The sequence below is a fragment of the Escherichia sp. E4930 genome, assembly GCF_005845405.1.
Lineage (GTDB): Bacteria > Pseudomonadota > Gammaproteobacteria > Enterobacterales > Enterobacteriaceae > Escherichia.
The window spans coordinates 201,796-214,905 of record NZ_VCDZ01000007.1 but is presented as its reverse complement, the minus strand read 5'-3'; the positions used below and the strand labels follow the sequence as shown (position 1 = coordinate 214,905).

The 13,110-nt window shown below is 51.6% G+C and carries 8 protein-coding genes; 5 read left to right on the top strand and 3 right to left on the bottom strand.

Annotated features, from left to right (window positions below):
- Positions 1-7: 7 nt before the first annotated feature.
- Positions 8-1,360 (bottom strand): molecular chaperone, encoded by a 1,353-nt coding sequence (gene yegD, locus FFT88_RS11335; RefSeq protein ID WP_135404966.1) that lies wholly within the window; start codon positions 1,358-1,360, stop codon positions 8-10.
- Positions 1,361-1,493: 133 nt separating this feature from the next.
- On the opposite strand from yegD, the gene alkA reads away from it, so the two are divergent.
- Positions 1,494-2,342 (top strand): DNA-3-methyladenine glycosylase 2, encoded by an 849-nt coding sequence (alkA, locus tag FFT88_RS11330; RefSeq protein ID WP_135404969.1) that lies wholly within the window; start codon positions 1,494-1,496, stop codon positions 2,340-2,342.
- A 109-nt stretch (positions 2,343-2,451) separates the two neighbouring features.
- On the opposite strand, the gene FFT88_RS11325 is transcribed toward alkA, so the two are convergent.
- A complete protein-coding gene (locus tag FFT88_RS11325; protein WP_135404971.1) occupies positions 2,452-5,769 on the bottom strand; it encodes a diguanylate cyclase in 3,318 nt (1,105 codons plus the stop codon).
- A gap of 318 nt (positions 5,770-6,087) precedes the next feature.
- On the opposite strand from FFT88_RS11325, the gene udk reads away from it, so the two are divergent.
- From udk to asmA, 3 genes are all read left to right on the top strand, one after another.
- The gene (gene udk / locus FFT88_RS11320; RefSeq protein WP_064529458.1) at positions 6,088-6,729 is read left to right on the top strand and encodes a uridine kinase; all 642 of its coding nucleotides are present in this window, start codon (positions 6,088-6,090) and stop codon (positions 6,727-6,729) included.
- A gap of 91 nt (positions 6,730-6,820) precedes the next feature.
- Positions 6,821-7,402, top strand: coding sequence for a dCTP deaminase (gene dcd / locus FFT88_RS11315; RefSeq protein WP_001234767.1), 582 nt, complete (start codon positions 6,821-6,823; stop codon positions 7,400-7,402).
- 21 nt (positions 7,403-7,423) lie between these two features.
- Positions 7,424-9,277, top strand: coding sequence for an outer membrane assembly protein AsmA (gene asmA, locus FFT88_RS11310; protein ID WP_135404973.1), 1,854 nt, complete (start codon positions 7,424-7,426; stop codon positions 9,275-9,277).
- A 450-nt stretch (positions 9,278-9,727) separates the two neighbouring features.
- On the opposite strand, the gene FFT88_RS11305 is transcribed toward asmA, so the two are convergent.
- Positions 9,728-11,311 (bottom strand): TerC family protein, encoded by a 1,584-nt coding sequence (locus FFT88_RS11305; RefSeq protein ID WP_135405205.1) that lies wholly within the window; start codon positions 11,309-11,311, stop codon positions 9,728-9,730.
- A gap of 659 nt (positions 11,312-11,970) precedes the next feature.
- Here FFT88_RS11305 and wza point away from each other — a divergent pair.
- The gene (gene wza, locus FFT88_RS11300; RefSeq protein WP_000978094.1) at positions 11,971-13,110 is read left to right on the top strand and encodes a polysaccharide export protein Wza; all 1,140 of its coding nucleotides are present in this window, start codon (positions 11,971-11,973) and stop codon (positions 13,108-13,110) included.

Sequence of the window (13,110 nt, the reverse complement as noted above, 5' to 3'; positions counted from 1 at the left end):
TTTTCAATTAACGAAACACCACTTCCGCCCAGCGTGCCAGCCCGGCGGTGACGGAGCCAAAGTCATCGCCGCCTGCAATTGGAATGCCCGGCAACTGTTCTGCCAGCGCCTTTTTAATCAGCGGCGAACGGGCGCTACCGCCGGTCAGGTAGATGACATCCGGTTTTTCCTGGGCGTTATCCAGCGCCAGTTGCACCTGTTCCAGAATCCGCGCCAGTGGCTGGCTGAGGGCGCTTTCCAGACCCTGCTGGCTAATCAGCGTAGCCAGTTCGTCGCTGATAAACGGCAGCGATGCGCGGGTTTCCGCTGCGCTGGAAAGCGCAATTTTGCTCTCTTCTGCGCTGCGCACCAGTCGATAGCTTAAACGCTGACGCCAGACTTTCTGTAACAGGGCCACTTTTTCCGGTTCGCGGGCATCGCGTACCAGATCGTTAAGCAGGCGACCGTTGGCACTACTGTAGAAATCACTTTGCGCAGGTACGTCGTTGATGGCAACCGCATTCCACCACGGCAGAATCGGCAGGGCGATGCCTTTTTCGGTTTCGCCTCCCATGCCCAGTAACGGCATCAGGTTTTTAAACGCCAGTGCGATATCCAGATCGTTACCGCCAATACGGCAACCACTGTGACCCAGCAGGCTGGCTTCACGATCGAGACGCGAACGCCACTGCGGTCCCATCAGCAGCAATGAACAGTCAGTCGTACCACCGCCGATATCCACCACCAGCACCCGTTTTTCTTCCTGTAAGGTGGCTTCGTAATCCAGCCCAGCCGCTACCGGCTCGTACTGGAATACCACATCCTTAAACCCGGCACGCTTCGCTGCGCGTTCCAGAATCCCTTGCGCCTGGGTGTTTGCTTCATCGCCGCCCAGCCCCTGGAAGTTGATCGGGCGACCAATCACCGCCTGGGTAATCGCTTCTGGCAACTGCGCCTGCGCCTGCTGGCGAATGTGCAACATCATTGCGCAGACCAGATCCTCAAACAGCGCTACCTGCTGCGGTTTTAAGCCGCTGGCACCGAGGAACGATTTTGGTGATTTCACAAACCACACTTCTTCCGGATCATCAATGTACTGTGCCAGTGAGGAAAGACCGAACTGCACGCTTTTCGCCGTAACATCGATATCTTCTTCGCGGTTATAACGAATCGCCCGACGCAACAGCGCCTGCGTTTCATCGTCGTCTGCCGGAACATCATGATGGCGGTACAGCCATTCGCTTACCGCTTCACGCGTTGGCGCGCAAAGCATTGAAGGCAGCAACGTGCTGTCGTTTTCCATTTTCAGTAATTGCGGTTTACCGTCGCGCATGACCGCCACTGAACAGTTTGCTGTACCGTAATCAAAACCAATAAACACGAAATAATCCCCATGCCGGTGAAGAAGGGGCGTGACTTTAGCGAAATGTTGCCGTCGCGACAACCGGAATATGAAAGCAAAGCGTAACGTCTGAATAACGTTTATGCTGAAAGCGGATGAATAAGGAGATGCGATGTATACCCTGAACTGGCAGCCGCCGTATGACTGGTCCTGGATGTTGGGATTTCTCGCCGCCCGTGCGGTGAGCGGTGTGGAAACGGTCGCTGACGATTATTATGCCCGTAGTCTGGCGGTGGGCGAATATCGCGGTGTGGTGACTGCTATTCCGGATATAGCCAGCCATACTCTGCACATAAATTTAAGTGCAGGTTTAGAACCCGTTGCCGCTGAGTGCCTGGCGAAAATGAGCCGCTTATTTGATCTGCAATGTAACCCGCAGATTGTTAACGAGGCGTTGGGCGAGTTAGGCGCGGCGCGGCCTGGATTGCGTTTACCTGGCAGCGTAGATGCTTTTGAACAGGGCGTGCGGGCGATTTTAGGCCAACTGGTGAGCGTGGCGATGGCGGCAAAATTGACCGCCAAAGTGGCGCAGCTTTATGGCGAACGGCTGGATGATTTTCCGGATTATGTCTGCTTCCCCACACCTCAGCGGCTGGCAGCAGCCGATCCGCAGGCATTAAAAGCGTTAGGCATGCCGTTGAAACGGGCAGAGGCGCTGATTCATTTAGCCAATGCAGCACTGGATGGTTCCTTACCAATGACAATACCGGGCGATGTGGAGCAGGCGATGAAAACGCTGCAAACTTTTCCGGGTATCGGGCGCTGGACGGCGAATTATTTCGCTTTGCGTGGCTGGCAGGCGAAAGATGTTTTCCTGCCGGATGATTATCTGATTAAACAGCGATTTCCGGGAATGACACCGGCACAAATCCGCCGTTATGCCGAGCGCTGGAAGCCCTGGCGTTCTTATGCGTTGTTGCATATCTGGTATACGGAAGGCTGGCAACCAGACGAAGTATGACGCTGGTCGCCGGATGCGGCGCGAGCGCCTTATCTGTCCTGGGGAATGAGCGATTTGTAGGCCTGATAAAACGCGTTAGCGTCGTATCAGGCGATGGGGAAACGCTCCCTCAATTAATCGCGAAATAACTGCTATTAACCAGCAAATCCAGAGGCTGGCCCTCGGCGATCACATCGCCATAAATCAGATCAACACCAATGTCAGAAAGCGTATCCAATACCAATGGCAACGCTACTGGCCCAGCGATGGTTTTCACACCCAACCGCTGGGCATGCCCCTGAATAATCGAAATCAGCATCTCATCCATTAAATTGCCCTGTACGCTGGCGCATAACTCGGCGTCAAGCAGTAGATAATCCGTCATATTTGCTTTGAGCGTATTGAATATTTGCAGGTCGCGCCCTACCTGGCTGAGTACGATCCGGCAGCCGGCCAGCCGCAGTTTTTGTACAGCCAGCCCGTGGTCGAAAATCGCTTCTGCCGGAATTACCAAATGGAACAACCGTGGTGGTAATGAACTTTGTTCCAGTTGCTCAAGCAATTCGTCTACCAGAGTGACGCTGCCTAGCCCTGCAACGGAAAGGGGGAGGGCGATGCTTAAACCTTTATTGGCAACCGCTTTTGCTGTTTGTTGGAAAAATTCACGTAATACCCGGCGGTCAAGCGCGTGGCTGAGTGCCGGATCGCTGAAGCTACGGCGGAATGCCTGTTCATCAATCAACTCGCCTTTGCTGCTCCAGAGCTTAAGCGAAATCAACCACAAATTCCGCGTTTCCGTGATTCGTGGCGAAGCGATGCCGTGGGCAATCATCATAAGCGGATTCTCTTTAGTCATCCGCCACTGTTCATCGAGCGACATCACTGTCCGTTCATTATGTGCAGTTGCCTGCTGCGGTTCATAAACAGTGACCTGACCACGACCACCATTTTTCGAAGCATAACAGGCGATATCGGCCTGGGACATAACTTCTGCTGCCTGGTGATTACTGTCGTTTATTAACGTCATCCCGGCGCTTGCTCCTACCCGATGTAACCGACCTTCCCATATAAAGTGATAATCATTAATCGCATTGATAATGCGTGTCGCGATAAAACGGGCACTTTCGACATTACAGTCTGGCAGTAACAGACCAAATTCATCACCACCAAGTCGTGCCAGTAGATCGCTGGAGCGCAGCATACTCAGCATCAACGAAGACAGTTCGCGCAGCAAAGCATCGCCGGCCGCATGCCCGGCGCTGTCATTTACCGCTTTAAAGCGATCAAGATCGATAAATACCAGTGCATGTTGCTGATGCGTACTGTGAACGGTTTGCAGCAGTATTCGCAGTTGTTTCTCAAAACTTGCACGGTTCGCCAGATGCGTCAGGGCATCGTGAGAGGCGCTATAGCTAAGCTGGCGTAGCATTTTGCGTGCTTCGGTGACGTCCTGAATCACCAGCACCGAACCAATGCTACTACCATCCAGGGTGCTTAACGGCGTAATACTGTAATGAACGTCATAGCTGCCACCGCTACGGCAGTGGAGAACCACGTCCTGTTCAATAGCAGAACGTGAGGTGTCGGCACTGTAAATGTTCTCAATTAACGGCCCGGTGTCACCAGTTGTAAGATGCAATACCGTCAGCAGCGGAACGCCCAACGCCTCTTCTTGCTTCCAGCCGCTCATTTTCTCCGCGACTGGATTCATAAAGGTGATTTTCATCGCCATATCAATACAGACCACGGCTTCACCGATAGAGTCCAGGGTGATATGCAGACGTTCTTTTTCCTGGAACAGCGCCTCGTTGAGTTGTTTTACTTCAGTCATATCCATATTGATGCCAAGCAGGCGTTCGACTTCACCTTCTTTATTCAGAACCCGATTGGCGAGTGCGCGGATATGACGAATACCGTCTTTTACCGTAATGCGAAATTCCAGTTTAAAAGGCAAACGAGCCTGCAGCGAATCGCGGATGACTTTCTCGGTGTGTTCTCGATCTTCCGGCAGCACGCAGTCATACCAAACCTGCCAGTTTGGTTTGATATGCGGGGAAATTTCGTAAAGTTCAAACATCCGCTTATCCCAACTGAAAATATCCGGCTTCAACTCCCATTCCCAGATACCAATCCCGCCCGCTTCGTTAGCCAGCGTGATGCGTTCCATCAGTTGCTTATTCACCTGCTCGGTGCGTTTTAGCTCGTTAATGTCTTCTATCTGCGCAATGAAGTAGAGTGGCGTGCCATCGGTGTGGCGCACCAGTGAGACGGCAAGCAGCGCCCAAACTACGTCGCCGTGGCGGTTGTAGTAGCGTTTCTCCATTGAGTAGGTATTGATTTCACCGCTAATCAACTTCTCAATGTGTTGCAGATCTTTATTGAGGTCTTCCGGCCAGGTCAGCTGTTGAAAGGTGAGAGCACGCAGTTCTTCCTGGCTGTAGCCGAGAAACTGGCACAGGGCTTTGTTGCTTTGCAGCCATTGCCCCTCAGTACCCACTAACGCCATGCCGATAGCAGAATATTCCATGGCGTTCCGAAAGCGTGTTTCGCTTTCGGAAATATGCTTACGTTCCGCGCGGAAGGCGTACATCACCATTGTCATGATGTTGGCGGGCAGCAGGATCAGCAAAAATGGCAGCCACGGCATATGGCTCATCAGGTACGCTCGCGGCGTGGCAAGCAGAGTGGGATCGGCAGCCATCATTAACGACACCATCATCACTGTCGTGAGGAAGATCAAAAAGGCTTCCATTCGTGGCAGGCGCACGGCACTCCACATCAGCAGCACAATAATGAAAGTAAAAGGCCACGGCAGGTACAGCATCGAAAGCCAGCTTAATGTCAATGTGATCGCTAACGTCAGCAGCGTTTCAAACAACAGTCGTGGGTTACGATGGCGTAATAGATAATGCGGTTTAAACAACAGGCCCAGCGGTACCAGCGCCAGGGCGCCGATGGATTCTGAAAGTACCCATATCAAAAAAGCCCTGAGAGGATCGTCTCCGGGCGTCAGCAGGACAACCAGCCCCCCTCCCAACAGAGGTGGAACGATGGCGCTGCCAAATGCAAGACGAAGCCAGTCAGCCAGATTTTGTAGCGGGTTATACCACGGTAATAATTTTCGCAGCAGCATTGCGCCCACGACGGCTTCAATAATGTTGATAGCCGTCCAGGTCATATTGAGCGAACTGGTGGAAAAGAGCAGCACGGATGCGGCTATGTTTCCCAGTGAGCAGGCTAACGCAATACCAGGCCACATGCGTCCGGCATGGCGGTAAAACGCCACCATCATAATGGAAGTGGGGAACCATAGCGGCGCAAGCTGAGTGCCAAATTGCGAAAGCTCAAGCGAGAAAAGGGTAAAGATAAACGAGACTAAACCTAAACTGACGAGGTGAAGCAGAGGATGAGGCAAGGTAATTAAAACACGCTGTGATGGTTTACTCATTACCGCTCTATCCGCATGGCCAGGCCGTCAGTATTGGTATCTGTGTTTATGCTAGTACAAAAGTTTTACATTTTATATGCAAATTGCTCATAAAGTGACGTAATGGCGGATAATTTGCGCAACTATGCATAACATTTTTCACTTTGCGTCATAACTGAGCAATTAAATTTGCATCAGGGAATTGATCGTCAACAATTAACTCTGAGAGCAAGGCAACGCTATTCGACTGGTATCACGCGGATGAAATCCCTATAATTGCCGCGTTTGGCGCTTCGGCGCCCCCTTCCTAACATCCAGGTTATTCAGGTCGCTAAATTTATGACTGATCAGTCTCATCAGTGCGTCATTATCGGTATCGCAGGCGCATCGGCTTCCGGCAAGAGTCTCATTGCCAGTACCCTTTATCGTGAATTACGTGAACAAGTCGGTGATGAACACATCGGCGTTATTCCGGAAGACTGTTACTACAAAGATCAAAGCCATTTGTCGATGGAAGAACGGGTTAAAACTAATTATGACCATCCCAGCGCGATGGATCACAGCCTGCTGCTGCAACATTTGCAGGCGCTGAAACGCGGCTCGGCTATCGACCTGCCGGTTTACAGCTACGTTGAACATACGCGTATGAAAGAAACGGTGAAGGTTGAACCGAAGAAAGTCATTATTCTCGAAGGCATTTTGCTGCTGACGGATGCGCGTCTGCGCGACGAGCTGAACTTCTCGATTTTTGTGGATACCCCACTGGATATCTGCCTGATGCGCCGCATTAAGCGCGATGTTAATGAGCGTGGTCGCTCGATGGATTCTGTAATGGCGCAATATCAAAAAACCGTGCGCCCGATGTTCCTGCAATTCATTGAACCGTCTAAACAGTATGCAGATATCATCGTGCCGCGCGGCGGTAAAAACCGCATCGCGATCGATATATTGAAAGCGAAAATAAGTCAGTTCTTTGAATAAGCTTGGTAAATTGTGTACCGTTCAGTGATAACCTGGTATGCCCTTGACGTAACTGGCGTTAAGGGAGTGATGCGCGAAAGGAGAAAATGCCATGCGTCTGTGTGACCGAGATATTGAAGCCTGGCTTGATGAAGGCCGTTTGTCGATCAACCCACGTCCACCGGTGGAGCGTATTAATGGCGCGACGGTAGATGTGCGCCTGGGCAATAAGTTTCGTACCTTCCGTGGTCACACGGCAGCGTTTATCGATCTGAGCGGTCCCAAAGATGAAGTGAGCGCCGCGCTTGATCGGGTGATGAGCGATGAAATCGTGCTCGACGAGGGCGAGGCATTTTATCTCCATCCGGGAGAACTGGCGCTGGCGGTGACGCTGGAGTCGGTTACGTTGCCAGCCGATCTGGTGGGCTGGCTGGATGGGCGTTCCTCACTGGCGCGTCTGGGACTTATGGTGCACGTCACTGCGCACCGTATCGATCCGGGCTGGTCTGGCTGTATTGTGCTGGAGTTCTACAATTCCGGTAAGCTGCCGCTGGCCCTGCGTCCGGGTATGCTGATTGGCGCGCTGAGCTTTGAGCCGCTTTCAGGTCCGGCAGCGCGTCCGTATAACCGCCGTGAAGATGCGAAATATCGCAACCAGCAGGGCGCAGTCGCTAGCCGTATCGATAAAGACTAATTCAGGCCCATTGAGGATACCATGAGACGATTTCTGACGACGCTGATGATACTCCTGGTCGTGCTGGTGGCTGGGTTATCTGCGTTAGTGTTGCTGGTGAATCCGAATGATTTCCGTGACTATATGGTCAAGCAGGTTGCTGCACGTAGCGGTTATCAATTGCAGCTCGACGGGCCACTGCGTTGGCACGTCTGGCCGCAGCTTAGTATCCTCTCTGGTCGCATGATATTAACGGCCAACGGGGCCAGCCAACCGCTGGTACGTGCCGATAATATGCGCCTTGATGTGGCCTTGTGGCCTTTATTGAGTCATCAACTCAGCGTTAAGCAAGTCATGCTCAAAGGGGCAGTCATTCAACTGACGCCGGAAACAGAAGCAGTGCGCAGTGAAGACGCCCCAATAACCCCGAAAGACAATACGTTACCTGATGATGCGGAAGATCGCGGCTGGTCGTTCGATATCGCCAGTCTGCGAGTCAGTGACAGCGTGTTGGTGTTCCAGCATGAAAATGACGAACAGGTTACGGTACGTGATATCCGCCTGCAAATGGAGCAGGACCCACAACATCGCGGTTCGTTTGAATTCTCTGGTCGGGTAAATCGCGACCAACGCGATCTCACGTTAGCGCTCAAGGGGACTGTTGATGCTTCTGATTACCCGCATGATTTAACGGCAGATATTCAACAGATTGACTGGCAACTGCAGGGCGCTGATCTTCCGAAGCAGGGGATTCAGGGCCACGGTCAGTTCAGGACTCAGTGGCAGGAAGCGCAAAAACGTCTCTCCTTTGAACAAATCAATTTAACCGCTAACGACAGTAATCTGACCGGTCAGGCGCAGGTAGCGCTGCTTGAGAAGCCAGAATGGCTGCTCAGACTGCAATTTGCCCAGTTGAATCTGGATAATTTGCTGCCGATGAATGAGGTGATGACTAAGCAAAATGGTGTTGCTCAACAGGGGCAAAGCCAACCGACGCTGCCACGTCCGGTAATTTCCTCACGCGTTGATGAACCTGCGTATCAGGGGCTGAAAGGCTTTGCGGCAGATATTTTGTTGCAGGCCAATAATGTGCGCTGGCGTGGAATGGATTTTGCCGATGTCACTGCGCAAATGACCAACAAGGCGGGGCTGCTGGAGATTATCCAGTTGCAGGGCAAACTTAACGACGGTGTCGTGTCGTTACCGGGTACGCTGGATGCAACAGCCTCACATCCACGGATAGTCTTCCATCCCCGGCTGGAAAATGTCGAGATTGGCACCATCCTGAATGCCTTCAACTACCCCATCTCACTAACGGGGAAAATGTCGCTGGCAGGGGATTTCTCTGGTGCTGACATTGATGCCAACGCATTCCGCCACACCTGGCAAGGACAGGCGCATGTCGAAATGGCCGATACGCGCATGGAAGGCATGAACTTCCAGCAGATGATCCAACAAGCGGTAGAACGTAATGGCGGTGATGTGAAGGCCGCTGAAAGCTTCGATAACGTGACGCGGCTTGATAGCTTTACCACCGATCTGACGTTGAAGGATGGTGTCGTGACGTTAAACGACATGCAAGGTCAATCGCCAGTGCTGGCGCTTTCAGGGGCTGGCACGTTGAATCTGGCAGATCAAACCTGCGACACCCAGTTTGACATTCGTGTGATTGGCGGTTGGAACGGGGAAAGCAAACTGATTGATTTCCTCAAAGAAACGCCGGTTCCTCTGCGGGTTTATGGCAACTGGCAGCAACTCAATTACAGCCTGCAAGTGGATCAGTTACTGCGTAAACACTTACAGGACGAAGCGAAACGTCGCCTGAATGACTGGGCCGAGCGGAATAAAGATTCCCGCAATGGCAAAGATGTGAAGAAGTTGCTGGAGAAGATGTAAGTTACCAGATGACATAATTTGTAGGCCTGATAAGACGCGTAAAGCGTCGCATCAGGCTTTCGTGGCGGCACCATTATATTCTGAATATGTAAGATCGAAGGCTGTTCCGTTCACTTTATGTTCCTCGCTACTATGGAACGCTCAAGTCGGTGAACGTGCCAGGGTGGCTCAATCGCCACCACCCTGGCAACCCGGGCTCCCGGCGGTAAATCGCCGCTGCGCGGTTCCCTCATCTTATTCCTTTCGGCTATCGGGTACGGGCGCGAGGTAACATCCCTGTAAAACGCGCCCTCAGCCCACATCCATGTGGGCTGCCCCGGCCTACAGGAAACGATTCGGCGATTTACAGCCGGACCCACACCCCCGCTGTGATGTCCGTTTACCACAGACAATGCTTCATTGCTTAAGTTATAAGGCGTTACGCAGCATCGGGTAAAATGACCGATGCCATCACACCTCGTACTCCATCTCGCCATCCTTACGCAGCGGAATAATCTGCACCTTCTGCACGCGATGGCTTTCCACCTGCAACGTTTTAAGCAAATAATCCCCCACCTGAACTTCTTCGCCAGGTTTTGGAATACGCTGCAAATATTCCATCAACAGCCCGGCAATGGTGTGATATTCACGTTTTTCATCCAGCGGCAGCGGCACATATTGCACCAGATCTTCCAGCGGCATATGACCATTCGCCGTCCAGGAACCGTCCGCATTCTTCTGAATATCATGGCGGGCGTCGATCTCTTCCACTTCGTTCGGTAAGTTACCAGCAATGGTTTCAGTGACGTCACTTAATGTCACAATCCCTTCCACCGAGCCAAACTCATCCACCACAAAAGCAAAGTGTGTGCGGGCATTACGGAACTGCTCCAGGGCAGGTAGCAACGGCAAGGTTTCCGGGAACACCAGCGGCTGGCGAATCAACACCCGCAGGTTGAGCGGTTCGCCGCGCAGTGACTGTTGTAGCAGGTCGATAACGTGAACAACACCGAGCAAATCTTCTGCGTCATCGCCATCAGTAACGACAAGCCGCGTATGCTGATTTCGCTCCAGTAACTGGCGGATCTCGTCTTCCGGCGCGTTGAGATCGATATGCTCAATATCGTGGCGCGACGTCATAATGCTGCTGACGGTACGCTGGTTAAGATTAAGTACCCGCTCAATCATCCGCCGTTCCTGCGGATTAAAGATCTGCTGGTTACCATGATCCACCAGCATGGACGCGGTTTCGGCGTCCAGTTCCGCATCTTCTTTTTGCCCGCTAAGCAGGCGCATTACCGCTTCGGTAGTCCGCTGGCGTAGCGTCTGGTTAGCGGAAAGAAAACGTCGCCGGTTAAAGATAGCCAACTGATTGAGCGCCTCGATCATCACCGAGAAACCAATGGCAGCGTACAGATAGCCCTTCGGAATGGCGAATCCGAAACCTTCCGCCACCAGGCTAAAGCCAATCATCAACAGGAAGCTTAAGCAGAGAATAACGATGGTCGGGTGGCTATTAACGAACTGGGTTAACGGCTTGCTTGCCATCAGCATCAGGCTGATAGCGATAACCACGGCGGCCATCATGACCAGTAAATGGTCGACCATCCCGACGGCGGTAATCACCGAGTCGAGTGAGAAGATGGCGTCCAGTACCACAATTTGTGTCACCACCCCCCAGAACTTCGCACCTTTGCGTTGTGTGGGATTATTGCTGTCTTTCCCTTCCAGCCGTTCGTTCAGCTCCATCGTGGCTTTGAACAACAGGAAGAAACCACCAAACAGCATGATTAAGTCGCGGGCGCTAAAGGTAAACGAGCGGAAGCTGAACAGTGGTTGAGTCAGGGTGACCAGCCAGGAGATTGACGCCAGCAGTAACAGGCGCATTAACATCGCCAGCAGCAGCCCGGTAACCCGTGCGCGGTCACGCTGCTTCGGCGGTAGTTTTTCGGCGAGGATGGCAATAAAGACCAGGTTATCAATGCCGAGGACCAGTTCGATCACAATCAGCGTGATTAACCCGGCCCAGATAGACGGATCGGCAATCCATTCCATAGTAAGTACAAAACCTATTCGTTGTATGACAAATGTCACAATTCGATCATGGATAAATCAGGGCAAAAATGCAATGTTGCGGCACTATTTATCTCACATTATTTGAGGATTATAACATCGCATTATCCCTGAATTAAAAGTGATAATAATAAAATATTATTTAAGAAATATCGCATGTGAAGACGCCATATTAATTATTGTCAACCTAAAGAAACTCCTAAAAACCATATTGAATGACACTTAATATAATTCTTAAAAATAGCTAATTACCGAATTGTTACCTTGCCTGCTATTCCGTTAGCTGCAACACTTCCTCCTGCATTATTGGAACGCCAATATTCAAATACCATAATGCCGCCTTATATCTGGAAAATTAATTCACGCAATAACGCTTTTTCATAAACGGCTGCATGATGAAAGAGTTAGAAAATCTAAACTAAATCAGTGTATTGTTAGCTAAAAAGCCAGGGGCGGTAGCGTGTCTGGATGCCTGAAAGACCAGTCTGAATTATTCTGTCAATAGCCTGCGGATGAAATCAATTTTTTTAGGACTGATGCCAGTTAAATTTTTATTCAATTAACTGCAAGGTAAATGTGCATGGCGACATTGCTATTAATAGTGCACAGGATAATTACTCTGCCAAAGTGATAAATAAACAATGATGAAATCCAAAATGAAATTGATGCCATTATTGGTGTCAGTAACCTTGATAAGCGGTTGCACAGTACTTCCGGGCAGCAATATGTCGACGATGGGGAAAGACGTCATCAAACAGCAGGACGCTGATTTCGATCTCGACAAAATGGTGAATGTTTATCCGCTGACCCCGCGCCTGATTGACCAATTACGCCCACGCCCGAATGTAGCGCGCCCCAATATGACGCTGGAAAGTGAGATCGCGAATTACCAGTATCGCGTCGGGCCGGGCGACGTTCTTAATGTCACTGTCTGGGATCACCCGGAACTCACCACGCCAGCCGGTCAGTACCGCAGCTCCAGCGACACCGGCAACTGGGTACAGCCTGACGGCACCATGTTCTACCCGTATATCGGCAAGGTTCACGTGGTGGGAAAAACGCTCGCTGAAATCCGCAGTGATATTACCGGGCGCTTAGCGACGTACATCGCTGACCCGCAGGTGGACGTTAATATCGCCGCCTTCCGCTCACAAAAGGCCTATATCTCCGGTCAGGTGAATAAATCCGGTCAACAGGCGATCACCAACGTGCCACTGACCATTCTCGACGCCATCAACGCCGCAGGTGGCCTGACCGACACCGCTGACTGGCGCAACGTGGTGCTAACACACAATGGTCGTGAAGAACGCATTTCTTTGCAGGCGCTGATGCAAAACGGCGACCTCAATCAGAACCGACTGCTTTACCCCGGCGATATTCTCTACGTGCCGCGTAATGACGATCTGAAAGTATTTGTGATGGGTGAAGTGAAGAAACAGAGCACCCTGAAAATGGACTTTAGCGGCATGACCCTGACTGAAGCCCTGGGCAATGCTGAAGGTATCGACATGACCACCTCCAACGCCAGCGGCATCTTTGTCATTCGTCCGTTGAAAGGCGAGGGCGGGCGTAACGGCAAGATTGCCAATATCTACCAGCTGGATATGTCTGATGCCACGTCGCTGGTGATGGCGACAGAATTCCGCCTGCAACCTTATGACGTGGTGTATGTCACCACCGCCCCGGTTTCCCGCTGGAACCGTCTGATCAATCAGTTGCTGCCAACTATTAGCGGTGTCCGTTACATGACGGATACAGCCAGCGACATTCATAACTGGTAA

Bases quoted from the DNA above. Each gene is read 5' to 3' on its own strand.
- alkA (WP_135404969.1), top strand. From the start codon at position 1,494: ATGTATACCCTGAACTGGCAGCCGCCGTATGACTGGTCCTGGATGTTG.
- FFT88_RS11325 (WP_135404971.1), bottom strand. From the start codon at position 5,769: ATGAGTAAACCATCACAGCGTGTTTTAATTACCTTGCCTCATCCTCTG.
- udk (WP_064529458.1), top strand. From the start codon at position 6,088: ATGACTGATCAGTCTCATCAGTGCGTCATTATCGGTATCGCAGGCGCA.
- dcd (WP_001234767.1), top strand. From the start codon at position 6,821: ATGCGTCTGTGTGACCGAGATATTGAAGCCTGGCTTGATGAAGGCCGT.
- asmA (WP_135404973.1), top strand. From the start codon at position 7,424: ATGAGACGATTTCTGACGACGCTGATGATACTCCTGGTCGTGCTGGTG.
- FFT88_RS11305 (WP_135405205.1), bottom strand. From the start codon at position 11,311: ATGGAATGGATTGCCGATCCGTCTATCTGGGCCGGGTTAATCACGCTG.
- wza (WP_000978094.1), top strand. From the start codon at position 11,971: ATGATGAAATCCAAAATGAAATTGATGCCATTATTGGTGTCAGTAACC.